The 26,762-nt window shown below is 71.4% G+C and carries 29 protein-coding genes; 16 read left to right on the top strand and 13 right to left on the bottom strand.

Annotated elements, in window-relative coordinates; all coding sequences use genetic code 11:
• Window positions 1–3 precede the first annotated feature (3 nt).
• Complete coding sequence (locus tag HMPREF3086_RS10315) at window positions 4–210, bottom strand: dodecin (protein ID WP_007629964.1); 207 nt, start codon at window positions 208–210, stop codon at window positions 4–6.
• 118 nt (window positions 211–328) lie between these two features.
• On the opposite strand from HMPREF3086_RS10315, the gene HMPREF3086_RS10310 reads away from it, so the two are divergent.
• From HMPREF3086_RS10310 to HMPREF3086_RS19620, 4 genes are all read left to right on the top strand, one after another.
• A complete protein-coding gene (locus HMPREF3086_RS10310; RefSeq protein WP_070721691.1) occupies window positions 329–1,105 on the top strand; it encodes an isocitrate lyase/PEP mutase family protein in 777 nt (258 codons plus the stop codon).
• A 59-nt stretch (window positions 1,106–1,164) separates the two neighbouring features.
• Window positions 1,165–1,692: a DinB family protein gene (locus tag HMPREF3086_RS10305; protein WP_070721688.1), complete on the top strand. Its 528-nt coding sequence runs from the start codon at window positions 1,165–1,167 to the stop codon at window positions 1,690–1,692.
• 381 nt (window positions 1,693–2,073) lie between these two features.
• On the top strand, window positions 2,074–3,411 hold the full coding sequence (locus HMPREF3086_RS10300; protein ID WP_246830961.1) for a lipase family protein: 1,338 nt from the start codon (window positions 2,074–2,076) through the stop codon (window positions 3,409–3,411).
• Window positions 3,363–3,593, top strand: a complete 231-nt coding sequence (locus HMPREF3086_RS19620; protein WP_246830960.1) for an alpha/beta hydrolase — start codon at window positions 3,363–3,365, stop codon at window positions 3,591–3,593. The genes HMPREF3086_RS10300 and HMPREF3086_RS19620 overlap by 49 nt, the downstream gene beginning before the upstream one ends.
• 13 nt (window positions 3,594–3,606) lie before the next feature.
• Here the strand turns inward: HMPREF3086_RS19620 and HMPREF3086_RS10295 are convergent, their stop codons facing one another.
• Both HMPREF3086_RS10295 and HMPREF3086_RS10290 read right to left on the bottom strand, forming a co-directional pair.
• Complete coding sequence (locus tag HMPREF3086_RS10295; protein WP_070721686.1) at window positions 3,607–4,590, bottom strand: pseudouridine synthase; 984 nt, start codon at window positions 4,588–4,590, stop codon at window positions 3,607–3,609.
• Window positions 4,581–5,063: an HAD hydrolase-like protein gene (locus HMPREF3086_RS10290; protein ID WP_246830958.1), complete on the bottom strand. Its 483-nt coding sequence runs from the start codon at window positions 5,061–5,063 to the stop codon at window positions 4,581–4,583. The genes HMPREF3086_RS10295 and HMPREF3086_RS10290 overlap by 10 nt, the downstream gene beginning before the upstream one ends.
• A 110-nt stretch (window positions 5,064–5,173) precedes the next feature.
• On the opposite strand from HMPREF3086_RS10290, the gene HMPREF3086_RS10285 reads away from it, so the two are divergent.
• The 5 genes from HMPREF3086_RS10285 (at window position 5,174) to ilvD (ending at window position 11,432) form a co-directional block, all read left to right on the top strand.
• Window positions 5,174–6,109: an endonuclease/exonuclease/phosphatase family protein gene (locus HMPREF3086_RS10285; RefSeq protein ID WP_070721730.1), complete on the top strand. Its 936-nt coding sequence runs from the start codon at window positions 5,174–5,176 to the stop codon at window positions 6,107–6,109.
• Window positions 6,106–6,726, top strand: coding sequence for a DUF2238 domain-containing protein (locus HMPREF3086_RS10280; protein ID WP_070721684.1), 621 nt, complete (start codon window positions 6,106–6,108; stop codon window positions 6,724–6,726). Before HMPREF3086_RS10285 ends, HMPREF3086_RS10280 begins: the two co-directional genes overlap by 4 nt.
• A gap of 87 nt (window positions 6,727–6,813) precedes the next feature.
• The gene (locus HMPREF3086_RS10275) at window positions 6,814–7,839 is read left to right on the top strand and encodes an LLM class oxidoreductase (protein WP_070721728.1); all 1,026 of its coding nucleotides are present in this window, start codon (window positions 6,814–6,816) and stop codon (window positions 7,837–7,839) included.
• Window positions 7,840–7,993: 154 nt separating this feature from the next.
• Window positions 7,994–9,385, top strand: a complete 1,392-nt coding sequence (locus HMPREF3086_RS10270; protein WP_210401860.1) for a cryptochrome/photolyase family protein — start codon at window positions 7,994–7,996, stop codon at window positions 9,383–9,385.
• 307 nt (window positions 9,386–9,692) lie between these two features.
• Window positions 9,693–11,432: a dihydroxy-acid dehydratase gene (ilvD, locus tag HMPREF3086_RS10265; protein ID WP_246830957.1), complete on the top strand. Its 1,740-nt coding sequence runs from the start codon at window positions 9,693–9,695 to the stop codon at window positions 11,430–11,432.
• A 164-nt stretch (window positions 11,433–11,596) separates the two neighbouring features.
• Here ilvD and HMPREF3086_RS10260 read toward each other — a convergent pair whose 3' ends face one another.
• Entirely contained in the window at window positions 11,597–12,283 is a 687-nt protein-coding gene (locus tag HMPREF3086_RS10260) for a phosphate signaling complex PhoU family protein (RefSeq protein ID WP_070721677.1), read from the bottom strand.
• A 169-nt stretch (window positions 12,284–12,452) separates the two neighbouring features.
• Here HMPREF3086_RS10260 and HMPREF3086_RS10255 point away from each other — a divergent pair, with 169 nt between their 5' ends.
• From HMPREF3086_RS10255 to HMPREF3086_RS10235, 5 genes are read left to right on the top strand one after another with little or no spacing between them, the layout of a single operon-like run.
• Window positions 12,453–12,995 (top strand): DUF4242 domain-containing protein, encoded by a 543-nt coding sequence (locus HMPREF3086_RS10255; protein WP_070721674.1) that lies wholly within the window; start codon window positions 12,453–12,455, stop codon window positions 12,993–12,995.
• Entirely contained in the window at window positions 12,992–14,110 is a 1,119-nt protein-coding gene (locus HMPREF3086_RS10250) for an acyl-CoA dehydrogenase family protein (RefSeq protein WP_083324394.1), read from the top strand. The genes HMPREF3086_RS10255 and HMPREF3086_RS10250 overlap by 4 nt, the downstream gene beginning before the upstream one ends.
• A 56-nt stretch (window positions 14,111–14,166) precedes the next feature.
• Window positions 14,167–14,853: an ABC transporter ATP-binding protein gene (locus HMPREF3086_RS10245; RefSeq protein ID WP_070721724.1), complete on the top strand. Its 687-nt coding sequence runs from the start codon at window positions 14,167–14,169 to the stop codon at window positions 14,851–14,853.
• An 11-nt stretch (window positions 14,854–14,864) separates the two neighbouring features.
• A complete protein-coding gene (locus tag HMPREF3086_RS10240) occupies window positions 14,865–16,052 on the top strand; it encodes an ABC transporter substrate-binding protein (protein WP_070721673.1) in 1,188 nt (395 codons plus the stop codon).
• Complete coding sequence (locus HMPREF3086_RS10235; protein ID WP_311200569.1) at window positions 16,053–16,976, top strand: ABC transporter permease; 924 nt, start codon at window positions 16,053–16,055, stop codon at window positions 16,974–16,976.
• A gap of 44 nt (window positions 16,977–17,020) precedes the next feature.
• Here HMPREF3086_RS10235 and HMPREF3086_RS10230 read toward each other — a convergent pair whose 3' ends face one another.
• The 4 genes from HMPREF3086_RS10230 to HMPREF3086_RS10215 form a co-directional block, all read right to left on the bottom strand.
• A complete protein-coding gene (locus HMPREF3086_RS10230; RefSeq protein ID WP_070721671.1) occupies window positions 17,021–17,503 on the bottom strand; it encodes a heme-binding beta-barrel domain-containing protein in 483 nt (160 codons plus the stop codon).
• 85 nt (window positions 17,504–17,588) lie between these two features.
• On the bottom strand, window positions 17,589–18,116 hold the full coding sequence (locus HMPREF3086_RS10225; protein WP_070721668.1) for a DUF488 domain-containing protein: 528 nt from the start codon (window positions 18,114–18,116) through the stop codon (window positions 17,589–17,591).
• Window positions 18,116–19,153 (bottom strand): DUF808 domain-containing protein, encoded by a 1,038-nt coding sequence (locus HMPREF3086_RS10220; protein WP_070721667.1) that lies wholly within the window; start codon window positions 19,151–19,153, stop codon window positions 18,116–18,118. Before HMPREF3086_RS10220 ends, HMPREF3086_RS10225 begins: the two co-directional genes overlap by 1 nt.
• 136 nt (window positions 19,154–19,289) lie before the next feature.
• Complete coding sequence (locus HMPREF3086_RS10215) at window positions 19,290–20,165, bottom strand: oxygenase MpaB family protein (protein ID WP_070721666.1); 876 nt, start codon at window positions 20,163–20,165, stop codon at window positions 19,290–19,292.
• Between the two features lie 102 nt (window positions 20,166–20,267).
• On the opposite strand from HMPREF3086_RS10215, the gene HMPREF3086_RS10210 reads away from it, so the two are divergent.
• On the top strand, window positions 20,268–21,020 hold the full coding sequence (locus HMPREF3086_RS10210; protein ID WP_070721664.1) for a CPBP family intramembrane glutamic endopeptidase: 753 nt from the start codon (window positions 20,268–20,270) through the stop codon (window positions 21,018–21,020).
• On the opposite strand, the gene HMPREF3086_RS10205 is transcribed toward HMPREF3086_RS10210, so the two are convergent.
• From HMPREF3086_RS10205 to HMPREF3086_RS18535, 5 genes are all read right to left on the bottom strand, one after another.
• Window positions 20,995–22,230, bottom strand: a complete 1,236-nt coding sequence (locus HMPREF3086_RS10205) for a multidrug effflux MFS transporter (protein WP_246830955.1) — start codon at window positions 22,228–22,230, stop codon at window positions 20,995–20,997. The genes HMPREF3086_RS10210 and HMPREF3086_RS10205 overlap by 26 nt on opposite strands.
• 33 nt (window positions 22,231–22,263) lie before the next feature.
• Window positions 22,264–22,785, bottom strand: a complete 522-nt coding sequence (locus HMPREF3086_RS10200) for an LGFP repeat-containing protein (protein WP_070721663.1) — start codon at window positions 22,783–22,785, stop codon at window positions 22,264–22,266.
• A 156-nt stretch (window positions 22,786–22,941) separates the two neighbouring features.
• Entirely contained in the window at window positions 22,942–24,639 is a 1,698-nt protein-coding gene (locus HMPREF3086_RS10195; protein WP_070721661.1) for a fumarate hydratase, read from the bottom strand.
• A gap of 63 nt (window positions 24,640–24,702) precedes the next feature.
• Window positions 24,703–25,269, bottom strand: a complete 567-nt coding sequence (locus tag HMPREF3086_RS10190) for a protein-L-isoaspartate O-methyltransferase family protein (protein ID WP_141764057.1) — start codon at window positions 25,267–25,269, stop codon at window positions 24,703–24,705.
• A 37-nt stretch (window positions 25,270–25,306) separates the two neighbouring features.
• Complete coding sequence (locus HMPREF3086_RS18535; RefSeq protein WP_070721658.1) at window positions 25,307–25,603, bottom strand: hypothetical protein; 297 nt, start codon at window positions 25,601–25,603, stop codon at window positions 25,307–25,309.
• Between the two features lie 175 nt (window positions 25,604–25,778).
• Here HMPREF3086_RS18535 and HMPREF3086_RS10180 point away from each other — a divergent pair, with 175 nt between their 5' ends.
• Window positions 25,779–26,690 carry a siderophore ABC transporter substrate-binding protein gene (locus HMPREF3086_RS10180; RefSeq protein ID WP_063972043.1) on the top strand — a complete coding sequence of 304 codons (912 nt, stop codon included), beginning with the start codon at window positions 25,779–25,781 and terminating at the stop codon, window positions 26,688–26,690.
• Window positions 26,691–26,762: the final 72 nt, after the last annotated feature.

The following is a 26,762-nucleotide window of genomic DNA, read 5'->3' as shown; positions in this document are numbered from 1 at the left end:
TGGTCAGGACTCGTGCCGGAATCCCACCTTGATGGTCACCTGCCAGTGGGCGACCGCGCCGCCGTCGAGCTTGCCGCGGACGGACTGGACCTCGAACCACTCGAGGTTCCGGAGGGTCTTGGACGCCTCCGCGACCGCGTTGGCGATGGCCTGGTCCGTTCCGTCCGGCGAGGAGCCGACGATCTCGGTGACGCTGTAGACGTGGTTCATGGTGACCTCCGGAGTGCGCGTGGCGACTTGTGATACGGGTCACTCTACGGTGGTCCGCGGACCGGGCCACCGGCGTAGGGTCGGGAGACGAAAGCCCGCGCTCCCGAGGAGGATCGAGATGCCCGACGTACGTGCACGAGCAACCACGCTGGCCGAGCTCCACGAATCGGGTGAGCTGGCCGTCCTGCCGACCGTGTGGGACACCTGGAGCGCCCGGGTCGCCGCCGACGCCGGCTTCCAGGGCCTGACGGTGGGTAGCCACCCCGTCGCCGATGCGATCGGCAGCGCGGACGGGGAGAAGATGGACTTCTCCGAGTACCTGCGCGTGGTCAAGCGGATTACGGACGCGGTCTCCGTCCCCGTCAGCGCGGACGTCGAGTCGGGCTACGGTCTCGACCCGGCCGAGTTGATCACCCGCCTGCTCGAGGCGGGTGCGGTCGGCGCGAACATCGAGGACGTCGTGCACCGCGAGGGTAAGCGCGTCCGCGACCGTCAGGAGCACGCCGACTACATCGCCGCCGCCCGCCGCGCGGCCGATGACGCCGGGGTCCCGTTCGTCATCAACGGACGCACCGATGCCGTCAAGCTGGGGACGGACGTCTTCTCGGACCCGCTGGCGGAGGCCGAGGCCCGCATCACGCTCATGGAGGACGCCGGAGCGCGATCGGTGTACCCGGTGGGCGTGACGACCGCCGATCAGCTGACGCGTCTCGTGCAGGCGGTGACGATCCCCGTCAACGCGACCGCCCATCCGGTGAAGGGACACGGCGCCGGCGACCTGGCGGCCCTGAAGAAGCTCGGTGTGCGCCGGGTGTCCTTCGGCCCGCTCTGGCAGATGTGGCTCGCCGAGGTCTCCACGGACCGGTTCGCCGACTGGCTCCCCGCGAACGGCTGACGTCGCCGACCTAGCCCGATCCGGCCGCGGGCCCGCCGGGACGGTGAGACGGTGGAGGTATGGACACGCCTCCCGAACCCTCGCTGCCGGACACGAAAGACTGGACGACCGTACTCGAGTCGGGCTGCGACGAGTGCGGCTACCGGCCTCACGACCCGGCCACCACGAGCAACCGTCTGGCCTCCGCCCGCGACCGGTGGCTCGCCGTCCTCCGGCGGCCCGGGGTCGAGCGGCGACCGTCGCCGCGGGTGTGGTCGCCGCTGGAGTACGCGGGCCACTGCCGTGACCTCATCGAGGTCCTGGGGGACCGCATAGAGTCGATGCTCGACCGCGCCGAGCCGACGTACGACGACTTCGACGGCGAGGCGGCGGTCGTCGAGCAGGGATACTGGCGCAGCGACCCGGCCGATCTCGCGCGCCGACTCGACGCCGCCACCGCTCGGACGCTGGAGGTTCTCGACCGCGTCGGCCCCGCGGATCGCGACAGGACCGGTCGACGCGGCGACGGCTACGTGTTCACCATCGCCTCCCTGTGCCAGTACATCGTGCACGACGTCGAACACCATCTGGGTGACGTCGACGGGTGAGAACAGCCGACGTCGACGGGTGAGAACGCGCGGTTCGGAGTCTCCCGCGCGGGGCCTCGGGATAGTTTCCTTACCGGAGGCCGTATACGCCGGTAGAGGTCGGCCCGAGGACGCACCCGAGGAGACGGATCTTGCACGACACGGCCGACCAGCACACCGATAAGCACAGCGACGGCGGACGGCGGGTACTCGGCGCCCTTCTTGCTCTGGCGTCCGTCGCCCTGGGCGTGGTGTTGATCCTCGTCCACCTCGGTATGCCGGTGATGGTCACGCTGGCGGGGGGCGGGACTCGTCGTCGTCGGACTCGCCACGGTCACCGGTGTCGACGCTGCCGGCCACTCCGGGCGGTGGACACGCATCGCGGTAGGGCTCGCCGCCGTCGTGGCCGGGATCGTGGTATTCGCGTGGCGCACGGCGAGCATCCGCACACTGCTGTGGGTGATGGTCGCCGCCCTGGTGGCGCACGGGGTCCACACCATCGTCGGGGCCTGGCGCGGTAGCGCCGACCGGCGGGTGGCCGGCCTGTTCAGCGGCGCCGCGGCGATCCTGCTGGGCCTGTTGTGCCTGTTGTGGCCGGTGCTCGCGATCGAACTGATCCGCTACGCCGTGGGTGCGTGGCTGGTGTTCGTCGGGCTGCGCGGGTTGTTCGAGCTCGTCGTGGAACGTCCCCGCGCCCGCATGCGCGCAGGCCGCGAACGTGTGGGCAGGTGGGCGAGGACGGCGGCGGCGGTCGTGATGTTCCTGCTCGTACTCGCCCTGGCGATCGGCAGCGCGGTCCTGTTCAGGGGTGACGACCGGCCCGAACCCGACGCCTTCTATACGGCGGTAGAGCCGCTGCCCGACGAGCCCGGGGTGCTCCTGCGCGCCGAAACCCTCACTACCGGCGTGCCGGACGGCGCCGACGCCTGGCGGATCCTCTACACGACCACCCGGCCGGACGACACGGTGACGGTGGCCAGCGGTGTGGCGATCGCGCCGGCCGACCGGGGCGGCGACGAGCTGCCGCTGCTGAGTATCGCCCACGGGACGACGGGCATCGTGCCGCGCTGCGCCCCGTCGTTGAGCGCCACCCCGTTCGCGGACGGCGCCGCCGCGGCCCTCGAGCAGATGGTCACCGAGCACGGGTGGGCCGGCGTCATCTCCGACTACGTGGGCCTGGGCACGGCCGGCATGCACCCGTACCTGGTGGGGCGGGCCGAGGCGCGCAACGTGCTCGACGCCTCCCGCGCCGCGCAGCAACTCGACGGGCTCGACCTGAGCACCGGCACCGTCGTGTGGGGCCACTCGCAGGGCGGCCACGGTGCGCTCTGGACCGGGCAGATCGCCGGTGACTACGCGCCGGAGCTGACGCTGCGCGGTATCGCGGGCATGGCTCCGGCCAGCGACCTGTACCGGCTGGCCGACGAGGACAAGGACAGCATCGGCGGCAAGACCGTCTCGGCCTACATCGCCACGTCGTGGAACGAGATCTACCCCGACCTCGACCTGTCCGGCCACCTCAACCCCGGCACGGCGCACGGTGTGGAGAAGATCTCCGACCTGTGTTTCAACGAGAAGGACGTCATCGCCGCACTCCTGCGCGGGACGCAGATCCCCGAGCAGGTCTTCCCGGACTCGATCCTCGAGGGCGGGCTCGGCGACCGGCTGCGGGAGAACTCGCCGACCGGCCCGTGGCCGGGCCCGTCCTCGTCGCGCAGGGCCTGGCCGATCCGCTCGTGACGCCGACGATGCAGGAGAACTGGGTCGCCGGTCGGTGCGCCGCGGGCGATCCTATCGACTTCCGCACCTACCCGGTGCTGGACCACATGGGCCTGGTCGCCGCCGACTCGCCGCTCACGCCGCAGTTGGTGCAGTGGACCCTCGACCGCTGGGCCGGTGCGGCGCCCACGCCGACCTGCTGACCGCCCAGCGGCGTCACGCACCTGACGTTCCGGCGGCGCCGCTGACGGGGGCGTGCGCCAGCGTCCGGCGCGTGACGAACCGTCGGGGCCCGCCGGTGACGGGGTCGGCGAACCCGAGCTCGCGGGCGAGGAGCTGCAGCGGCAGGTCGGGGTCGTCGGGGGCCTCGGGCAGCAGGCCGGGATAGCGCCGGTCGCCGAGAATGGGGATCCCCAGCGCGGCGAGGTGAACGCGCAGTTGGTGGAGCCGCCCCGTGCGCGGCCGTAGGAGCGTGTGGACGACGGGCCGCCCCGAGGCGCTGGGTCCGGTGCCGAGCACGTCGACGAGGGTCTCGGAGTTGGGCGGTAGGTCGGGGTGGAGGGTGACGCGCAGCTCGCCGCGCCGCGACCGGATGTGCGCCCGGTGGGTGACGGGCACCGGGTGTCCGCCGAGAGTCGGCGCGGCCGGATCCCATCCGGATGGGCGCGCGGAGACGGCCTCGTAGACCTTGGTGACCTCTCGCCGCTCGAACATGGACTGGTAGGCGCCGCGGGAGTCGGCGCGGGCGGAGAACATGACCACCCCGGCGGTCTCGCGGTCGAGGCGGTGGATCGGCGTGATGTCGTCGTTGCCCAGGCGGGTGCGCAGCCGGACCAGTGCGGTCTCGCGGAGGAAGTGGCCGGAGGGGGTGGTGGGGAGGAAGTGCGGTTTGTCGACGACGACGAGGTGGCCGTCCCGGTACAGGATCTCCTCCAGGTAGGGCAGGGCGGGCTCGTCGGGCAGGTCGCGGTGGTACCAGACGAACTCGTGCGTGCCCAGCGGGGTGTCGTGGTCGATCGCCCGGCCGTCGGCGCCGACGATCTCGCCGGCGGAGATCCGGCGCCGCAGCTCGCCCGGGTCGAGGTGGTCGAACCTCGCCTCGACGTACTCGGCGATGCCCGCCCACGGGCCGTCGGCGGGGACTCGCAGGCGGGTGGGGCTGACGCCGTCCCGGACCGGAAGCGGAGGGGTCACGGACACGGTCCCATGCCCCGTTCGGTGAGGAGTCCGGTGAGCTGCTCGAGGGAGTCGAGCACGAGATCGGCGGCGACCGTGTGTCGGCGGGACTGGATGAGCCCCCACGGTCCCCGCCGCAGGAACGCGGTACGCATCCCGGCCGCCCGGGCGGGCCGGATGTCGTTGTCGAGCCGATCCCCGACGTACATGATGCGCTCGGGTCCGACCCCGGCGTGACGGGAATCCGACAGCGTGGGGATGACGGGTCGTGTGGGCGTCCGGGTGCCGAGGGCCGCCCAGACCTCCCGGTGGTCCCGGCCCCTCTCGATCAGCGCCCCGAGCGTCGCCATGAGGGTGAACGGTGAGGCTCCCACCTCGCGGGCGTGTTCGGCCCACATCCGGGACTCGTCGATCAGCGTCTCGCCCACGTCGAAGGCCAGGACCTCGACGCCGTCGGGCACGCGCTGCAGTCCGACCGCACGCTGCTGTTGCTCCACGAGAGGATCGTGTCACGGCCGACGACCGGTCCGGCCCGGCTCACGCGCCGAATAGGGTGGAGGCCGCCCGGCACGACCGACGCGGCGACGAGGACGGAAGGAGCGGGGAGATGGCGCAGCGCGAGACCGGGTCGAGCCCCGCCACCGAGCCGCCGGCGGGGGCCCCGCCCCTCATCGGCCCCGTGCCCGCGCCGGGCCTGCACGTCATGACGTGGAACATCCGGCGGCCGGTCCCCGCCGCGCTGACCCGCGCGGCGGATCGATGGCGCCACCGTGCCCCGCGCGTGCGCGCCCTGCTCGCCGCCGAGCGGCCGACCGTGCTCTGCGCGCAAGAGGTCGTCGCCGAACAGATCCCCACCGTGCTCGACGGTCTCGGCCCGGGCCACGACCACGTCGGTCGCGGCCGTTCGGCGGACGGCGGGGGAGAGGCGTGCCCGATCTTCTTCGACGCGGCCCGTCTCGAGCTGCTGGGCTGGGAGCAGTCCGCCCTGTCGGACACGCCCCACCGTGCCGGGTCGGTGTCCTGGGGCAACCTGTTCCCGCGGGTGATGGTCGAGGTGCACCTCCGCGACCGGATCACCGGGCACGAGTTGCTCGTGGTCAACACCCACCTCGATCCGCTCTCGGCCCGGTCCCGCCTGCGCTCCGCCCGGGCCCTCCTGGAGGTGGTGGCCGCACGGGGCCTCCCGGCCGTCGTGACGGGCGACCTCAACGCGGGATCGTCGAGCCCGGCCGTGCGCGCACTCCTCTCGGACGGGACCCTGGTGGACAGTTGGCGGGTCGCCCGCGCCCGGCACAGCGAGCAGTGGGGAACCTACGCCGACTACCGGCGGCCGCGACGGGGTGGCGCCCGGATCGACTGGATCCTCGCCACTCCCGATCTCACGGTCACCGACGCCGCGATCAACCCGCTCCGCCACGAGGGCGGGTGGCCCTCGGACCATCTGCCGGTGCACGCCGTGGTGCACCCGGCCGGTCCGGACGATGAGGCGCACAATGGGCTGCGAGACGGGACGCGAGGAGAGGGAGGGGCCCGGCGGACGTGATCGACAACTTCCTGCGCCCCGCCGGGAGCGCAGCCCAGAGAGTGGCGGACGCCCTGCGCCTGCTCGGCGTCCTCAGCGTGGTCTCGGCCCTGCTGTTCCACGGGGTCACCGACGCCGCCATCGTGGCCTTCGCCCTGCCCGGACTCATGCTGCCCCGGTTCCTCGGCATGCGCGCGTGGGCGGACGCCGCCGTGTCGGCCACGCTGCTCGTCGCCGCGTGGAGCAACGTGGTCGACCTCTACCGCGCCCTCTGGTGGTGGGACATCCCGATCCACCTCCTCCTGGCCGGAGCCCTGTCGGTGGTGGCGTACCTGTTCTGCGCCCACCGCGGGATCGTGCGGTCGCCGGGTACCCGCGGGTTCACCGTCACCGGCGCGGTCGTGCTCACCACGGCGTTCGGGCTCGCGCTGGGCGCGATGTGGGAGATGGTCGAGTGGTTCGGCTACGCCTACCTCACAGACGACATCTACGTGACCTACGAGGACACCGTCGGGGACATGGCGGCGGGCGGACTCGGCTCGCTGCTCGCCGGCGTGCTCATGGCCCGTGGCCCCGAGCTGCTGCTCCCCGCGGCCACGCCGCCCGCCCGGCCGACGCCCACCTCCCGGCACCGGTAGGTCCCGGTCCGCCCGCCCCCGGAGCGACCCGCGCGGTTCGCGACGAGAGCCGGCCTCGTCGTCGTCGCCCGTGCCAGGGTGGAGGCCATGACCTCTTCGCCGTGCACCCGCTCCGACGGTGACCCCCGCGCCCTGCCGGGGTTCCGCCGCACCTACGCGCCCGGCCGCCTCACGCTGGGCCTCGGGTTCCCGCTGCGGAGCCGCGCCGACGGCGACGACGTCCACGACCCGGCGGCCCAGGTGAGGATCGCCCGGGCCGCCGAGGCCGGCGGGTTCGCGGCCCTCTACGTCCGTGACATCCCGCTGCGGGTGCCGTCCTTCGGCGACGTCGGTCAGGTCTACGACCCGTGGGTCTACCTCACCCACGTCGCCGCCCACACCTCGCGGGTCGCGCTGGGCACCGCGGGCATCGTCCTGCCGGTGCGGCACCCGTTGCACGTGGCAAAGTCCGCGGCCAGCGTCGACCGGCTCTCGGGCGGCCGGTTCCTGCTGGGATTGGCGTCCGGCGACAGGCCCGAGGAGTTCCGCGCGTTCGGCCTCGAGCAGGGCGAGCGCGGTGAGCGGTTCCGCGAGAACCTCCGCGTGATGACGCACGCGCTGACCACCGAGATGCGCGGGATCCGGTGGTCCGGCGGGTGGATGCACAGCGCCGACGTGGTGCCCAAGCCCACCGCCGCGTCGGTTCCGGTGATCATGATCGGGTCGTGTCAGCAGAGCGTGGCCTACCTCGCCGCGCACGGGGACGGGTGGATGACCTACCCGCGCGACTTCGACGCCCAGCGGCGCACCGCCGCGCAGTGGAGGGACGCGGTGGCCGCCGCCGCGGCCGGCGATGAGAGGCGCGACGGCGAGAGGGACGACGGCGGGGTGTTCAAACCCTTCGCGCAGTCGCTGCAGATCGACCTGGCGGAGGACCCCGGCGAGACCGCCTCCCCGATCAGTTTCGGGTTCCGGGTCGGCCGGCGGGGTCTGGTCGACCACCTCGAGGACCTGCGGGGGATCGGGGTCAACCACGTGCAGCTGGGTCTGGGGGCCTCCCGTCGCCCGGTGGGCGAGGTGATCGCCGAGCTGGCCGAGCACGTCGTGCCGCTCTTCCCGGCCCTCGCGCACTAGGGCCGCCGGACTCACCGGAGCGGCTCCTGTTCGCGTTCCCGCGGCCGAGCGTCCGCCTGCCCGGCGACGGGCCGCGCTTCTGCCACACTCGGGGGTCACGACGGCGGGTCCCGGTCGATCCGCCGCGAGCGCCGACGAGGGAGGCCCCGTGGGGATCTCGATACTGTGGTTCCGCCGCGACCTACGACTGTCCGACCATCCGGCGCTGCTCGCGGCAGTGGAGGCGGGCGACGAGGTGCTGCCGGTCTTCGTCCGCGACCCGGCCCTGCTGTCCCGGGCCGGGGCGCGAGCCGACCGACTGGCGGCCTCGGTCGCGGCGCTGTCGGCTGACACCGGCGGAGCGCTGGTCGTTCGAACCGGCGATCCATCCCACGTCATCCCCGGGCTGGCCGCGCTCACCGGTGCCCGTGAGGTGCACGTCAGCCGCGAGTCCACGCCCTACGGACGACGCCGGGACACCCGGGTGGGGGCCGCGCTCGAGGCCGACGGACGCAGGCTGGTCGAGACGGGGTCGCCGTACGCCGTCGGGCCCGGCCGCGTTCTCAACGGCAGCGGCAGTCCGTACCAGGTGTTCACCCCGTTCTCGCGCGCGTGGCGTGAACACGGGTGGCCCGAGCCCGGGCAGCGGCCCCGGGACGTCCCCTGGGCGGCTATGCCCGCCGGGGAGCTCCCCGGAGACGACGGTGACGGCTGGGGACGCGACACGGCGGGTGGCGCGGTTCGCGGTGCGGCCGGAGACGCGGGGGAGGCCGCTGCACTCGCCCGGTGGCGGGCCTTCCTCGAGGACGACCTCGAGCACTACGGACAGCAGCGCGACCGACCCGATCTGAACACCACGAGCCGCCTGTCCGCGCCGCTGAAATATGGAGAGATCCACCCGCGGACGATCCTCGCCGACCTCGCGGCGCACCCCGCCGCCGACGGCGAGGGGGCCCGCCGCTTCGTCACCGAACTCGCGTGGCGGGAGTTCTACGCCGACGTCCTGTGGCACCAGCCCCGAACCGCCTGGAAAGACCTGCGTGACGCTCTCTCCGGGTTGCCCTACGACCGGGGACCCGAAGTGGACGACCTCGTCGAGGCCTGGCGACGGGGCCGGACGGGCTTCCCCTTCGTCGACGCGGGCATGCGTCAGCTCCGCACGGAGGGGTGGATGCACAACCGCGTCCGGATGGTCACCGCGAGCTTCCTGGTCAAAGACCTGCACGTGTGGTGGCCGGTCGGCGCCAGGCACTTCCTCGCCCACCTGCTCGACGGCGACCTCGCTTCCAACAACCACGGATGGCAGTGGGTGGCCGGCACGGGGACGGACGCCTCGCCGTTCTTCCGCGTCTTCAACCCGGTCACGCAGGGCCAGCGCTTCGATCCGGACGGGGAGTACGTCCGCCGATGGGTCCCCGAGCTGCGGCACCTGCCCGGGGCGGCCGCGCACGAGCCCTGGCGGTGGCCCGACGGCCACGATCACGGATACCCGGAACGGATCGTGGATCACGCCGAGGAGCGGCTCGAGGCGTTACGCCGGTACGACCTCGTCAGGAACGGCTCCTGATGATCAGGCGGGTTGCGGGCGGCGGTCAGTCTGCCACGTGCAGCAGCTCGTCGGTCACCACACGTTCCCGGGGCACCGGGCCCCCGGCCATGATGAGCGGGGTCTGGGTGACTCCCTCGTAGGTGGTGGTCTCGAAGTGCCGCAGCGGGGTGTCGGCGGCTTCCGCCAGTTTCTCCCGGGCGGGAACAGACCGACGTGCCGCTTGCCGGCGAGATGGGTGTGGAATCCCCGGCCCGATCGGTGGTCTGTCGGGCCGCGGTGGAGGGTCCGACCGCGCAGCTGGGCAGACAATGCCTAGGCTGTGCGCATGAGCTCCGGAACCGACATGCCTCGCCCAGGACACGCGGCCACCGGCCGCGAGGCCGACATCAAGCCCCGAAGCCGCGATGTCACCGACGGGATCGAGAAGACCGCCGCCCGCGGGATGCTCCGCGCGGTGGGTATGGGCGACGACGACTGGGTCAAGCCGCAGATCGGTGTGGCTTCCTCGTGGAACGAGATCACCCCGTGCAACCTGTCGCTCGACCGGCTGGCCAAGGCCGTCAAGGAGGGGACTCACGCCGGAGGCGGTTACCCGCTGGAGTTCGGCACGATCTCGGTGTCCGACGGCATCTCGATGGGCCACGAGGGGATGCACTTCTCGCTGGTCTCACGGGAGGTGATCGCCGACAGCGTCGAGACCGTCATGAGCGCCGAGCGGCTCGACGGCTCGGTGCTGCTCGCCGGCTGCGACAAGTCCCTACCCGGCATGCTCATGGCCGCTGCGCGACTGGATCTGGCGAGCGTGTTTCTTTATGCCGGATCCACCCTTCCAGGCTTCGCCAAGCTCTCCGACGGAACGGAGAGGCAGGTCACGATCATCGACGCCTTCGAGGCGGTCGGGGCCTGCTCGCGCGGTCTCATGAGCCGGGAGGACGTCGACACCATCGAGCGGTCGATCTGCCCGGGCGAGGGCGCGTGCGGCGGTATGTACACCGCCAACACGATGGCGAGCGCCGCCGAGGCGCTGGGTATGTCCCTGCCGGGCAGCGCGTCGCCGCCGGCCCCGGACCGCCGGCGCGACGACTACGCCAAGGCGAGCGGTGAGGCCGTGATCGACCTGCTGCGGAAGGGCATCACCGCGCGCGACATCATGACCAAGGAGGCGTTCGAGAACGCGATCGCCGTCGTCATGGCCTTCGGCGGGTCCACCAACGCGGTCCTACACCTGCTCGCGATCGCCAGCGAGGCCGAGGTCGACCTGACCCTCGACGACTTCGCTCGCATCGGCGCCAAGGTGCCGCACCTGGCCGACGTCAAGCCGTTCGGTGCCCACGTCATGACCGACGTGGACAAGATCGGTGGCGTCCCCGTGGTCATGCGGGCGCTGCTGGACGCCGGACTGCTCCACGGCGACTGCCTCACCGTCACTGGCCGCACCGTGGCCGAGAATCTCGCCGACATCGCTCCGCCGGACCCGGACGGCAAGGTGCTCCGCGCGATGTCCGAGCCGATCCACCCGACCGGCGGGATCACGATCCTGCGCGGGTCGCTCGCCCCCGAGGGTGCGGTGGTCAAGTCCGCCGGCTTCGACTCCGACGTCTTCGAGGGCACCGCGCGCGTCTTCGAGCGCGAGCGAGCTGCCATGGACGCCCTCGAGGACGGGACCATCACGGCGGGCGATGTCGTCGTGATCCGCTACGAGGGTCCCAAGGGCGGGCCCGGTATGCGTGAGATGCTCGCCATCACCGGTGCGATCAAGGGTGCGGGCCTGGGCAAGGACGTCCTGCTCATGACCGACGGGCGCTTCTCGGGTGGCACGACCGGGCTGTGCGTCGGCCACATCGCCCCGGAGGCCGTGGACGGTGGACCGATCGCGTTCGTGAGGGACGGCGACCGGATCCGACTGGACGTATCGCAGGGGGCTCTCGAGCTGCTGGTGGACGAGTCCGAACTGCGATCCCGGCGCGAGGGGTGGGAGCCCCTGCCGCCGCGCTACACCCGCGGCGTCCTCGCCAAGTACTCGAAGTTGGTGCAGTCCGCCTCGAGGGGCGCCATCTGCCGCTGAGGCGGGCCGCCCGGCGTACCTCACCACTTGGCGAAGCGGCGTCGGTCAGCCTCACCCTGGCCGAAGAGAGCGTCCCGGCCAGGGTGAGGCCCGCTTTGTTGCCGCCATCGCAGCGGATGTCGGCCCCGGTGATCGCTGCCCGGGATCGCTGCGCTCGGCTCGGGTCAGTCGAGGACTGTCCCGTCCTCGAGGTGGGAGAGTTGGCCGCCTTCAGGGCGCTCTCCGGTGGCGAGGTAGACGATGCGGTTGGCGATGCTCACGGTGTGGTCGGCGAAGCGCTCGTAGTAGCGCGCAAGCAGTGCCAGGTCGACCGCACTGACCGATCCGTGCGGCCAGTCCTCCGAAGAGATCTGCTTCATGAGGTCTGCGTGGAGTTGGTCCACGGCGTCGTCGTCGTCGTCGAGAGTCCGCGCCTTGTCGGCGTCGTTGTCGCTGAGCAGGGTCGTGAGCCGTCGGGCCATCTCGCCGTCGCGGCGGGCCATCTCGCGGATGACGGGGACGACGGGCTCGGGAACGACCGCCTGCGGATGCCGGCGGCGGGCCACTCGTGCTATGTGGCCGGCGAGCGCGGACATCCGGGTGAAGTGTTCGACGATATAGATGCCCGAGACCACTTGGCGGAGGTCACCGGCGACAGGCGCCTCGAGCAGGAGGAGTTCGAAGGCGTGCTGCTCGCTCACCTCACGGAGGTTCTCCAGTTCGGCGGCGCCGTCGATCACCTCTGTGGCGGCGACCTCGTCAGAGTCGAGCAGGGCGGCGGTGGCGCGCTCGAGCAATCGGGTGTTGGTCTCGCAGAAGCGGATCAGTTGGTCCTCGAACTCGTCGAGCTTGGATCGGAAGACAGTACGCATGACACGACTGTAGTTGTGTTGCCGGGTCCCCGGCTCTCCGTTCTCCGAGTGTTCACCGCGCCGTCCTCCCGAAAGGGGGAGCCCGCCCGGGAATACTTAGACAGAACAGTCTGTTCTCTCTAGCGTGGGGCAAGACACGAGCTGACGCCCCCGGAAAGGAACACCCCTAATGACCCTCTTCCTCTACGAGGTAACCCCTTCGACGGAGCAGCAGGCCGACCCGTCCGCGCTGATCGATTCCCTCGCCTCGACCCTCGCCGGGTCCGGCGCCGAGGTCATCGAGACCCAGGTGACCAAGGGCGCCTCCCGCGTCTTCACCGTCATCGAGCTCCCTGACGACGAGAGCGGTGCCTGCTCGGTCGAGGCGCCCGCCCTGGACGCGTCCGCGATCGGCGCGGCCGAGGTCACCGAGCCCGCGCAGGTGCGCCTCGTGGGCACCGACCTCGAGACCATCAAGGCGGCCCGACCCGAGGCCGGCTACCTGGTCGAGTGGGACATCCCCGCAGAGATCGACATGGACACCTACCTCACGCGCAAGAAGGAGAAGTCGCCGAAGTACGCGGAGATCCCCGAGGTCTCCTTCCTGCGCACCTACGTTCGTGAGGACACGGACAAGTGCCTTTGCTTCTACAACGCCCCGGACACCGACGCCGTCGTCCGCGCGCGTGAGATCGTGTCCACCCCCATCTCGCGTCTGCACGAGCTGGCATGAGCTACTCCGCGACCGACACCATCACCCACGACCTCGGGGCTCCCAGAGCCAGGCTCACCGCCGGTGAGTTCGGCAGCGTCGACGTGGCGGGTCTCGTCGCGGTGATCGACTCCGTCGCCGCACGCGCCTCCGCGCTGGACCGGAACGAGGCGGATCTGCGTCAGGACATCGCCGCACTCGCCGCCCTCGGCCTCTTCGACGTGGACCGCACGCCGGTCTCCGTCGCCGCCGCGGTCATCGAGGCGGTGGCCACGGAGAGCCTGGCCGTCGCGTTCGGCGCGTGGGCGCAGCGGATGACCGCCGCCTACCTGCGGCACTCGGCCGACCGCTCCGACGCGGCGGCCCGGAGCTACCGGGCGGTCGCGGACGGCGGTCGGCCCGGCGTCACCGGGATGGCCGCAGCCCAGCGACAGGTCGTCGGACTGGGCAACGTGCCGATCTCCGCGACGGAGGTCGACGGTGGTTACCGGATCGACGGGCCGATCGCCTGGGCGTCCAACGTCTATCCGGACAGCACGATCGTTCTCGCGGCCAACACCGAGGACGGGCGCAGCCTGGTCGTCGCCTTCGACGCCTCCGCGCCCGGCGTGGAGATCCGCAACGCTCCGGATCTCCTGGCGCTCAACGCCACCGCCTCGACGATGATCGGACTGGACGGCGTGATCGTCCCCGACGAGCAGGTGCTCGGCGAAGACCTCGCCGACTTCCTGTCCGGCGTGCGCCCTCAGTTCCTGGTCCTCCAGGCCGCGTTCTGCTCCGGCGTGGCCGCCCGGGCGCTGACCGAGGCCGAGGGGCGGCTCGAGGGACTCGGTGCCTTCTACTCGGAGGAGCACACCGATCTCGCCGCTCGACATGCACATATGCATTCCGAACTTCATCGACTCGGCTCGGCACCGCACGAGGCGTCGCTGAAGGATCTTCTGCTCCTGAGACTCGACGGGGCTGAGATCGCGCCGGCGGCGACCCGGCTCGAGGCCGTCCTCTGCGGGGGGATGGGATACGCCCAGGCGGCTCCGGCGAACCGTCGCATGAGGGAGGCGGCGTTCCTCCCCGTGCAGTCGCCCTCCCAGTCCCAGCTGCGGTGGGAGCTCGACCGGCTCGGGGTCGCGCCGTGACGGCCGGAGTGCTCGAGAAGCCCGTGGCCGTCAGCGTCAAGGGCCTCCAGCACCGGTTGCCCGGCGGTCGGCCGTTGTTCACCGACCTGGATCTGCAGGTCCGGTCCGGCGAGTCGCTCGTCCTCCTCGGTCCGTCCGGCGTCGGTAAGTCCACCCTCCTCCGGCTCCTGGCGGGGCTGGAGGAGCCGGCCGGCGGGGAACTCCGCGTCGGTTCGGGCAACACCGGAGGCGGTGGCCACTCGTTCGCCGTGGTCTTCCAGAAGCCGCTGCTGTACCCGTGGCTCACCGTGCGGGAGAACGTGGCGCTGGGCGGCCGGTTCCGTGCACTGCGAGGCCGCGTCGACGCCCGACACGTCGATGATCTTCTCGACCATTTCGGTATCGCCGAGCTCGCCGACTCCCGCCCCGATCAGATCTCGGGCGGGCAGGCGCAGCGGGTCGCGGTCGTCCGTGCCGCGGCGACGCGCCCGGAGATCCTCCTCCTCGATGAGCCCTTCAGCGCACTCGACCCGGTCACCCGGGCCGATTCGCAGCGGTGGCTCGTCGGGGTGACCGCCGACCTCGGGGTCACCACGGTGATGGTGACGCACGACGTGGACGAGGCGCTGGTAGTGGGTTCCCGCATCGCCCTGCTCGGCTCCTCGGGCCGCGTACAGCAGGAATGGACGAACCCCTCTCACGGCTCCACCGACTCGGATCCGGCCCTGCGCGAGAGCATTCTCGCCGCCTACCGGACCGCCTGACCGACGCGGCGATGTCTGATTCTCCCGGGGCCCGAGGCCCCCTTCTCGATCGGCGGGCTCTGCTCAGGGCCGGCGGCGCACTCGCCGTCGGGGCGAGCGCGGTCGGCGGTGCTGCGGCACTCGGCTCACTGGTCACGGCGGCGACCGCGCCGCGGGGTGTGGCCACCGAGGACCTCCGGATCGGCTACCTGCCGATCACCGACGCCGCGCCTCTGCTCATCGCACACGGAGACGGGTACTTCGATCGGCAGGGGCTCCTCGTCGGTCGACCGGTGTTGTTCCGGTCCTGGTCGTCGTTGATGGAGGCGTTCCTCACGCATCAGGTGGACCTCATCCACCTCCTCATGCCCTCGGCCGTCCAGCTCCGGTACGTGATCGGTGCGGACGTCAAGGTGGTGAGCTGGAACCACACCGGCGGCGGGGCCATCACGGTCGCGCCGAAAGTGACGGAGATCGGCCAACTCGCCGGCACCCAGGTGGCGATCCCCGGCTGGTGGTCGATCCACAACATCCTGCTGCAGCGCGTGCTGCGCGCCCACGGGCTCACTCCCGTGGCGCGACGGGCCCCGAGCCGGTCGGAGGGTACCGTCGAGCTCGTCGTCATGGGGCCGTCCGACATGATCTCGGCGCTCGCCACCGGCTCCATCTCGGCCTTCACCGTCGCCGACCCGTTCAACGCCGGTGCGGTCGCGCAAGGCGTCGGTTCACTGCACATGCTGCTCGATCAGGTGTGGCGGGATCACGCCTGTTGCGTCACGGTCGTACACCAGGAACTCATCGACAGTCGTCCGGACACCGTCCAGGCTCTCGTCGACGCCGCCGTGGCGGCGCAGCTCGGGATCACCGCGGATCGCTCCTCGGCCGCTGCGATCCTGTCCGGTAAGAGCTATCTGCCGCAGCCGCCCAAGGCTGTCGACGTGGCCATGACCGGGACCGTGCCCGACCCGGCCGGCGGGCCGGCGCGCAACCGGATCGACTTCCACCCGTATCCGTATCCCAGTTTCACCACCGAACTGGTGAGGCAGATGCGGACGACGGTCGTCGACGGGGAGACACGCTTCCTCGACGGCCTCGACCCCGCGGGCGTTCACCACGAACTCGTCGATGACAGGTTCGTCCGCACCGCAATCGCCCGCCACGGCGGGCCCGCCGCCCTCGGCCTTCCCGCCTCGCTGACCCGACACGAACGGCTGATCTAGATGACGCGCACCGATCCCACCCCGGACCCGGGCACCGACCCGGTGGAGGCGGACCCGATGATCGCCGGGCCCGGAGCCCCCGAGCTCGGGGCCACGAGCGCCGCCGCGGACCGGAGATCGGACGAGCGCGCGACCCGGAGCGCTCGCCGGGGTCGTCGGGGTGCCGGCGCAGGGGGGCTGGCCGCTCGCCGGGGAGCCGGCCTGGTGGGCCTTCTCCTGGGGCTCGCGGTCTGGGCTCTCCTCACCTCCGGCCTCGTCACCGATGACCCGGTTGTCGGAGGTATGTCCCCGGCGGACACGTGGTCCGGGTTCGGCGACCTGCTCGACCGTGGGGTGTTGCTCTCCGATGCCGCGGTCAGCCTGTACCGCCTGGTGGCCGGACTCGCAGTGGCCGCTCTGCTCGGTGTACCACTCGGGCTATGGCTCGGCCTACGTCGGCGCGCCGAGGCGGTCGCGGGCCCGCTCGTCCAGTTCCTCCGAATGATCTCGCCGTTGTCGTGGGCGCCTGTCGCGATCGCCGTCTTCGGGATCGGCAACGAGCCGGTGATCTTCCTCGTCGCCGCGGCGGCGATCTGGCCGATCATGCTCTCCACCTCGTCCGGCGTCCACGCGATGGACCCGGGTTATCTCGACGTGGCTCGCACGATGGGTGCCAGCGGGTGGGAGCGACTGACGCGGGTCGTCATCCCGGCGGTGAGACCGGCGATCCTCGGCGGTATCCGGCTCGCCTTGGGCACGGCGTGGATCGTGTTGGTGCCCGCGGAGATGCTCGGAGTCCGGTCGGGGCTGGGTTATCAGATCCTCAACGCCCGCGATCAGCTGGCCTATGACCAGGTCATGGCGGTCATCCTGGTCATCGGCGTACTGGGGTTCGTGCTGGATTCGCTGTCGCGGCTCATCCTGCGGGAGCGCACCGCGCGCTGACCCGCGGGCGCCGTCGATGGCCGGTGCAGGTGCAGGTGCGGGGGTCACACCCGGCGCAACTCCGAGCGAAGGTGGTGCGTGAGGGGTACGTCCACGGCGGCCATCGCGAATGTCGTCACCATCCGGTCGCCAACGATCTCGTACCGGCGACGCGTGGTGATGACCTCCTTGGCGGTGGCACTGCCCACGACGCGCGAGCTGAACTCCACCACCACGGTGTCGGCCTCTGCGACGACCGTGCCCTCGCACAGTTCGGTCTGCCCGGTGGGCTGGGCGAGGACGAACTCGGCCACGCCGTCGTGGGGCGCTCGGAGGTACCCCGTCTCGGTGTGCATGGGCGAGCCGTTCGGTGCCCACGTTCGCTGGATGTAGTGCAGGAACGGCTTCCCGACATCCGTGAACGTGAGCTCCTCGGTGTAGGAGAAGTCGTCGATCGTCGGGTACGTCCCCGCGCCGTCGCCTTGCCAGGTGCCGAGAAGGGCCGCCAGGGGCGTGAGGTTCGAAGCGAGCGTCGATGCGGGATCCATGGCCGTGAGACTAGGCCACGGCCGGGCACGCGGCGGTCTCGGGCGCCGGGCTCGTAGCGATCGCCGGGCTGGCGGCGACAGCTGATCAACCGTCCCAGACCGGGTTACCGTCCTCGTCGAGCCGCAGGCCCTCGCTCGGCGTGTGCTCGGTGATCGAGCCCGAGTGCATCAGGTGCCCCACCGGCAGCTCGTGGACGGTCGCCACCACGTCAGCGACAATTCTTCGGTGGCAGCGCCACCACACCGACTCCGAGCACATCACCGCGACCGGCCGCTCGTGCGCGTCCGCCACGACGCGGGCGAGGGCCTCACGAAAGGCGGGGTCGCGGGTCCAGGCGCTGTACGCCCGGAACGCCTCCACGCGCCACCACGTGTCGGGCGACCGCCGTCGTTGTTCGGCATTGAGGTGTCGGCGCCCACCGAGGGCCTCTTCCCAGCGGTAGTCGATGCCGGCCTCCCCGACGATCTCGGGCACGGCGCCCTTGGCCGCAGCCTCGTTAGCACGGCTACCGGGGAACCGCCGGATGTCCACGAGGAGCTCGACCCCGGCGCCGCGGAGCAGGCGGGCTAGTTCGTCGCGGTCTAGTCGGCCGTGTCCGACGGTGAGGAGCATCAGCGATCGGTCTCCCGCCCCGTCTCCTCGGGTGCCCTCGGGTCGCCGCCGCCGGCACGAGCCGCATCACCGTGCGCGGAATCGCCGTCGGCTCCCTCGCCGCCGTGTCCCTCAGCGGATCCCCGCCGGGGGATCAGGTGCATGACGGCGACGATCACGGCGCCCACGGCGAGGCCGAAGACGAGGGCGCACGCTGTGTCGACCAGCCATCCGAGCACGGCGCCGACGCCGGCGACGCCGGCCGCGGGCTCCGCCAGGGCGTGCACGAGGTGATACGGCGCGGTCACGCCGAGTTCGTCGAGGCCCACGAGAAGGATGTGTCCGCCGACCCACAGCATCGCGAGCATCCCGACGAACGAGATCACCTCGAGCACGGTCGGCATCGCCCTGACCAGGCCGCGTCCGAACCGCTGGACGCCGGGGGAGTCCTTACCAGCGAGGTGCAGCCCGACGTCGTCCATCTTCACGATCACCGCGACGACACCGTAGACGAGCGCGGTGATCCCCAGGCCCACCACCACGAGGATGATCGCCCGCGACCAGAACGACTCGGAGGCCACCTCGTTGAGGGCGATCACCATGATCTCGGCGCTGAGGATGAAATCGGTGGTCACCGCGCTGCGCACCATCCGCGCTTCGGCCTCGGGCCCCTTGTCCACGACGGGGGCGGCCTCCTCGTGGTGCCCCGAGACGCGTTCCCACACCTTCTCGGCGCCCTCGTAACAGAGGTAGAGGCCGCCGAGCATGAGGATCGGGGTGAGGAGCCACGGGACGAACTGGCTGAGCAGGAGCGCGAAGACGATGATGATCGCCTTGTTGCCCAGCGATCCGAGCGCGATCTTGCGAATGATGGGCAGTTCGCGGGAGGGATCGACGTCGCGCACGTACTGGGGCGTGACGGCGGTGTCGTCGACCACGACTCCGGCGGCCTTGACGCTGGCCCGTCCCGCGGCGGCCGCGACGTCGTCGGCGCTGGCGGCGGCCATGCGGGCGAGTACAGCGACGTCGTCGAGCAGGGCGGCGAGTCCACCGGCCATGGAAGACCTCATTTCTGGCGGGCGGGCGCGGCCCGGTGATCGGGTGCGGCCCCGCGGACGGGTGATCCGACCGTGCCGGATCGCGTGGCCACAGCGTATCGCCGGGGCGGCGCCCGCGCCGCCGCAGACCCGGCGCTCAGTCCAGGGCGTCGAGGACCCAGCGCAGCGTGGACACGCCGGTGCGTCCCGCCGCCAGGCCCAGGTCGCGGGAACCGAGCGGCCCCGCGGGCAGCTCCAGCATCGCGCGCGCCCAGCCGGGCAGCGCCGCGACGGCGCCCGCCCGCAGGAGCGCGTACGCGGGCTTGTCGGTCCACGCCATCGGCGGACCGTCGAGGAGGAAGCGGCGGGCGTCGAGCGCGGCGGGGGAGGCCTCCAGCTCGGGACGGTAGGACTCGAGGGCGTCCTCGAGCTCACGAACGGTCAGGGGTACGCCCCTCGCGCCGAGTATGAGGCCGGTCCGCGCGGCCTGGCGCACGTAGTCGTCCCGATCGGAGGCGAACAGCTTCTCGCGCCCGTAGAGGCGGTGGCACTCGAGGAAGCTCCAGATCTCGGCCACGTGCACCCACCGCAGCAGGTGGGGGTCGCGGGCGTCGTAGGGGCGTCCGCGGTGGTCGGTGCCCACGACCGTCCGGTGCGCGCCGTTGATGGCGCGGATGAGGGCGGAGGCGTCGGGGATGGTCCCGAAGGTGGTGGTCGCGATGAACTGCGAGGTGCGCTGCAGGCGGCCCCACGGGTCACCGCGGTAGTCGCTGTGGTCGGCGACCCCGGCCATGGCACCGGGGTGCAGGGATTGCAGCAGGAGCGCGGTCAGTCCGGCGGCGAACATCGAGGCGTCCCCGTTGACGCGGCAGATGGCGTCGTCGGGCGAGTTCCACCGTTCGCCCTCGGACAGCCAGATCTGGTGCCGGCGGGCGTCGGCGTCGTCGCCGGCGATCCTCGAGCGGACCACCAGGCCCACCCTGCGGCGGGCGCCGGTCAGGGCGCGGGACCCGGTCATCGTCACCGTGGTCATGGCGGACACCACCTTGTGCCGGAGCGGTCGTCGAGGGACGAGAGCCGTTGTCCGCGTCACCATACCCCCGGTACGGACCCGGCGCGAGGTATCGTCGGGACGATGTCACCGCACGACCGCATCACGCACGACCGCGTCCTGTTCGACCGCTCTCGCCTCCGGGGGGTGGTCGGGGTCGTCGGGGTCCTGGGGACGTTGGTGGCCATCAACCTCACCGCGAATCTGGCGCAACTGCCGTACCGCGAGTGGATCGTGCCGCTGGCCGTGCTCATGATGGTCGTGGTGGTCAAGGCCCGCGGCATGCACTGGGCCGAATTGGGCCTGTCCGTGCGCCACATGCCGCGCGGACTGGCGTACGGCCTCGCCGCGACCGTGGCGGTGGCAGTGGTGGTGACGGCCGGGTGCCTCATCCCGGCGACCAGCCCGTTCTTCCTCTCCGAGCGCTACTCGGACCTGCGGATGGCGGTGTTCTCCGCGCTCGTGCTCATCCCGTTGATGACCGTCCTGCCCGAGGAGTTCGCGTTCCGGGGCGTCCTGCAGGGTGCCCTCGAGCGCACCTTCGGGACCACCGGGGTCTTCGTGATTGGCTCGCTGGCGTTCGGTCTGTGGCACGTCACGTCGTCGCTGGGTCTGACGGCCGGCAACGCCGGGCTGGCGGAGGTCCTGGGGACCGGCCTGGTCGGTCAGCTGGCCGGGATCGGCCTGGCGGTGGCCGCGACGTCCGTGGCGGGCGCGGGGTTCATCTGGATCCGCCGCCGCAGCCGGAGCCTGCTGGCACCGATCGGCCTGCACTGGGCGTTCAACGCCGTCGGCGCGCTGGCCGCGGCGCTCACGTGGCGCGCACTGGCCGGCTGAGGACCAGCCACGCGGCCACGACCGCGATCGTCGCGCAGGTGCCCATGACCGCGAGCATGGGGACGGCCGAGTGCGGTCCGGCGAGGCCGGTGAGCGGCGAGACCAGCGCGGCCAGGCTGAACTGTGCGGCGCCGAGCAGCGCGGACCCGGCGCCGGAGTTGCCGCGGGTGGCCTGCATGGCCAGGGCCACCGCGTTGGGCAGGACCGTGCCGATCGACAGCGTGAGCAGGATGAACCCGACCGTGACCGGCGCCAGTGCGAGGGTGCCGGCGGGGGAGAGGGCGACGACGACGACGAGGAACACGATCGCCACGACCATGCCCGTCACCCCGGTGCCCATGAGCTTCTCCGGTGCGAACCTGCCCACCAGCCGCGCACCCGCGAGGTTCGACACGAGGATGCCCAGTGCGTTGACGGTGAAGGCGATCGCGTAGGCGGTGGGCGACAGGCCCACCATGTCCTGGTAGATGAACGGGCTGGCCGAGATGTAGGCGAACAGGACGCCGAAGGTGAACACGAACACCGACACCCGGGCGGCGAACGCCCCGTGCGTGGCCACGGCCCGCATGCCGGAGAGGGTCGCGCGCACGCCGCCGGCGCGACGGTCCGCGGCCGGTAGTGACTCGGGCACGGCCACGGCCACGCCGACGGCCGTGACGGCGGCCAGTGCGGCGAGCAACCAGAACACGCCCCTCCACCCACCGAAGGGCACCACCGCGCCGCCGACGAGCGGGGCGATCACCGGGGCGACGGACTGGATGGCCATGAGCGTGGCGAACGCCTTGGCCACCCCGGCGCCCCGGCCCACGTCGACGACCACGGCCTTGGCCAGCACGACGCCGGCGGCGCCGAAGAATCCCTGGGCCACCCGCCCGGCCAGCAGCACCCAGATCGTGGGGGCGAGGGCGCAGACGACGGCCGCGAGCGCGGTCCCGATCGCGCCCGCCAGGAGGAGGGTCCGACGGCCCGTCCGGTCCGAGAGCGGGCCGATCACCAGCTGGCCCAGCGCCAGCGACACCATGAACGCCGTGAGTGTGAGCTGCGCGGTCGAGGCGGTGACCCCGAACTCGTCGACGATCAGCGGCAGCGCCGGCAGGTAGGTGTCGGTGGCGAAGGGGCCGATCGCCCCGGTCAGCGCCAGCGCGACGAGCATCGTGGCCGGCACGGTGCCGGCGGCCGGAGGCGGGGTCGGGGAGGGGGTGGACGTCACGACTGGACGATATCGCCGCCGGGCCCGCCCGGGTCAGTCGGTCTCGACCTCGGCGACCCCGTCGAGGTAGGTGATGACGCCGCCCTCGAACGTGGAGATCCAGCCGCCGTCCGTCGTGGCCTCGTCCGCCGTGGGGAAGCCGAGATCGCCCGCCGGGCCGCCCGCCTCGCGGTAGGCGGCGAGGATCTCGCCCTGGACGACGAACGGGCGACCCTGCGGCGTCAGGACGATCGCGCCCCGCTCGAAGTCGACGACCGAACCACCCTCCACCTCCGTCGCGGGCCCCGTCACCCGGCCGAGCGTGCCCTGCTCGCCACCGAGTTCCTCCCAGCGCTGTGCCACCACCGCCGGGATGTCGACCGGGGAGCCGGCGGGCCCGGGGACGGGGGTCGAGCTCGTCGTCGTCGCCGTCTGCGCCGTCGTCACCGCGGTCGGTGACGCCGGCGCGGCGGGGTCCCCCGCGGTGGGGCCGTCGCCGGACGAACAGGCCACCAGGCCGGCACCGGTGACCACGGCCAGGGCGAGAGGGGCGAGGACACGCGTGATCCTGTCCATGACGCCGATCCTAGTCGCCCGCACCACGGTGGGAGCGTGGCCGAATCGCAACGCCGAACGGCCCCGGCTGAGGCGCACCGGCGCACACTGAGCTGCATCGCCGGAAAGCCTGCTTCTCCGGCACGACGGAGGGGTCCCGATGGCCGATAGGAACGATCAGAGCCCCGGGCGCTTGCCGATCGTCAGCGTGACCTCACCGGTGTGGGCGAAGAAGTCTTCGCCCTTGTCGTCCACCACGATGAACGCGGGGAAGTCCTCGACCTCGATCTTCCACACCGCCTCCATGCCGAGTTCCTCGTACTCGATGATCTCGACGTGCTTGATGCAGTCCTGCGCCAGGCGAGCAGCCGGGCCGCCGATCGAGCCCAGGTAGAAGCCACCGTATGTCGCGCACGCGTCGGTGACCTGCTTGGAGCGGTTCCCCTTGGCCAGCATGACCATCGAGCCGCCGGCGGCCTGGAACTGCTCGACGTAGGAGTCCATGCGGCCGGCCGTGGTGGGGCCGAAGGACCCGGACGGCATGCCCTCTGGCGTCTTGGCCGGGCCCGCGTAGTACACGGGGTGGTCCTTGAGGTACTGCGGCATCTCCTCGCCCGCGTCCAGGCGCTCCTTGATCTTGGAGTGCGCGATGTCGCGCGCCACGACCAGCGGACCGGTCAGCGAGAGCCGCGTCTTGACCGGGTGCTTGCTCAGCTCCGCGAGGATCTCCGGCATGGGCCGGTTGAGGTCGATCTTCACCGCCGCGCCCTTGCCGGTGCCGGAGACGCCGTCGGTCGCGGCGTCGAGCTCCGCGTCCGTGGTGGCCGGCAGATACTGGCCCGGGTTGAACTCGAGCTGCTCGAGGAACACGCCTTCCGGGGTGATCTTGGCCTTGGCCTGGCGGTCCGCCGAGCACGAGACCGCGATCGCCACGGGCAGGGAGGCCCCGTGTCGCGGCAGTCGCACGACACGCACGTCGTGGCAGAAGTACTTTCCGCCGAACTGCGCGCCGATGCCGATCTTCTGGGTGAGCTCGAAGACCTTCTCCTCGAGCTCCGTGTCGCGGAACCCGCGGCCGGTCATCGCGCCCTCGCGGGGCAGCTCGTCGAGGTAGTGCGCGGAGGCCAGCTTGGCGGTCTTGAGCGCGAACTCGGCGGACGTGCCGCCCACGACGATCGCGAGGTGGTAGGGCGGGCACGCGGCGGTGCCGAGGGAGCGGATCTTCTCCTCGATGAACTGCATCATCCGCTCGGGGTTCAGGATCGCCTTGGTCTCCTGGTACAGGAACGACTTGTTGGCCGACCCGCCGCCCTTTGCCATGAACAGGAATTTGTAGGCGTTCTCCGACCCGGGCGTGGTGTTGGCGCCGATCTCGATCTGCGCGGGCAGGTTCGAGCCGGTGTTCTTCTCGTCCCACATGGTGATGGGCGCGTTCTGCGAGTAGCGCAGGTTGAGGCGCGTGAACGCGTCGTAGACGCCGCGGGCGACCGACTCCTCGTCCGGGCCGGGGGTCAGCACGTGCTGGCCGCGCTCGCCCTTGACGATGGCCGTGCCGGTGTCCTGGCACATGGGCAGCACGCCGCCGGCGGCGATGTTGGCGTTCTTCAGCAGGTCCAGCGCGACGAACTTGTCGTTGTCACTGGCCTCGGGGTCGTCGAGGATCTTGGCGACCTGCGCCAGGTGATCACTACGCAGGTAGTGGGAGATGTCGTGCATCGCCGTCTCGGTGAGCAGGCGGATGGCCTCGGGGTCCACCTTGAGGAATGTCATGCCGTCGGGGCCCTGCACTGTCGAGACGCCCTCGGTGGTGAGAAGGCGGTACTCGGTGGTGTCCTCCCCGACGGGAAGAAGGTCCTCGTAGAGGAAGTCGGCCATCGACGGCTCCTGGGTCTGCAGGTGGATGAACTGCGCCCCAGGATAGTTGCCGGATCATGCTGGTCAGAATCGGGTGTGGATCAAGGGCACGAACCGGTAGCCGCCGTGCTCGGTGATCTCGAGGTCGGGACCCGATCGCCGCACCCGGTGCATCCGGTTCGCCCACGGGGCGACCATGATCCCGTTCTCGCCGAGTTGGCCGACGAGGTCCTGAGGGAGGTCGTCGGCCATCGCGGAGACGAGGATGCGGTCGAACGGCGCGTGCCCGGGGAGGCCGAGAACCCCCGGCTCGGCGTGGTGGACGTGTACCCACGGTTGGTCGATCGCCTCGCGGGAGCGCTCCACCAGCTCCGGGACGAGCTCGACGGCGTGGATCTCCGAGTCGGGCCCGCCGAGTTCGCCCAGGATCGCGGAGGTCCATCCGCTGCCGGAGCCCACGTCGAGCACGCGCATGCCGCGGAACGGCTCGAGGAGGGCCAGCATGTCCGCCACGGTGGACGGCTGGGAGTTGGTCTGCCCGTGCCCGATGGGCAGCGGGGCGTCGAGGGCGTGGTCTCCGACGACCTCCGGCGGGAGGAAGCGGCGGCGGTCCTGCGCGCGCATCGCGTCCGCGATGTCCGGCACGCTCACGGCGACACCTCCCTCCCGCCGGGGTCGGTCGCGTCTATCAGGCCTCGCCGAGGACCCGGGTCTCCCCGTCCGGGTCGAGCTCGTCGATCTCGTCGCGGGGCTCAGGGGAGACCCCCTCGTCTTCCGGCTCCGGGCTGTCGACGTCCGGACGCTCGGCCGCGAGCTTGTCGTCGAGGTCGTGGTTCTCCTCGATCGGCTTCCACGTCTCCGGCGCGTCGACGGTCAGGTCCTCGTTGTCGTTGGTGATGACGTCGGCGTCGAGGCCCTCGCTGCCGTCCAGCGTGTTCTCGTCGTAGTCACCGTCGGTGTCCTGGTCGTACTGTCGTTCGGTCATGCCCCGATTGTCCTGAATCCGGGGCGTTCCCGCATCCGGTCCTCCGTCCCCCCCCCCGGGACGACGTCAGCAGTGCGCGAGCCGTGGTAGTGAGGCAAGCCATACTTAAGACTTGCCTATCGGCCACGGGGGTGGTTAAGGTGAGCCTAACCTTCCGAACTAGCCCAGGAGTGAAATGAAGCGATTCCCCAAGATCGTCGCCGCGACGGCCGCGATCGCGTTGACCGGTGGCGCGCTCACGGCGTGCGGGAGTTCGGACGCACAGTCCAGCGGCAACGAGGGGGAGGGCCCGACCCGCGTCGTGCTCACGAGCCACGCCGCCGCCGACACCCTGGACGAGCTCGATCTGGAGGATCGGGTCATCGGCCTGGTGAAAACGGGTGTATTCCCGGAGGCGCTGGATGCGTACTCGGGCGACGAGTACACGGATATCGGCAGCCTCAAGGAGCCGAAGATGGACGTCATCGCCGAACTGGGACCCGACCTCATCCTGTTCGGTAACCGCACCCGGGAGATGGAGCCGGAGTTCGCGAAGATCTCGGACCAGGTGATCGCGGGCGACCCCGACACCTCCGAGACGATCGCGTCGAACCGCGCGAAGGTCGAGGAGATCGCCGCGCTGTTCGGTGCCCAGGACAAGGCCTCGGACGAACTCGCCGAGATCGACGAGATGGTGTCCGAGACCAGGGCCAAGGCCGAGGGCGCGGGCACGGCCCTCGTTCTCATGACGTCAGGCGGCAAGGTCACCGGTTACGGACCGGGCTCGCGCTTCGACCTGATCTTCAACGAGCTCGGCATGGCGCCCGCGGGTGAGCTCGAGTCGGACGGCAGCCACGGCGCCCCGCTCAGCTGGGAGCAGATCGCCGAGCTGAACCCCGATCACGTCTTCGTCATCGACCGTGACGCCGCGATCGGTGCCGAGGGCGAGGCAGCGTCCGCGCTTCTGGACAACCCGCTCTTCAACCGCACGGCTGCCGCGACCAACGACAACGTCCACTTCCTCGACGGCCAGAACTGGTACCTCGTCGGGGGTGGCCTGGGAGTGCTCGAGGCGATGATCGACGAGATCGACACCGCCGTCTCCTGACGGTCGACACCACTGACTGATGACGACGACCCTTGCCGAGCGCCGGCCGCAGCGTAAAACGCTGTGGCCGGC

It is taken from the genome of Dietzia sp. HMSC21D01 (genome assembly GCF_001815995.1).
GTDB lineage: Bacteria > Actinomycetota > Actinomycetes > Mycobacteriales > Mycobacteriaceae > Dietzia > Dietzia cinnamea.
The sequence above is the reverse complement of the archived record's forward strand: the minus strand, read 5'-3'. Positions and strand labels throughout refer to the sequence as shown.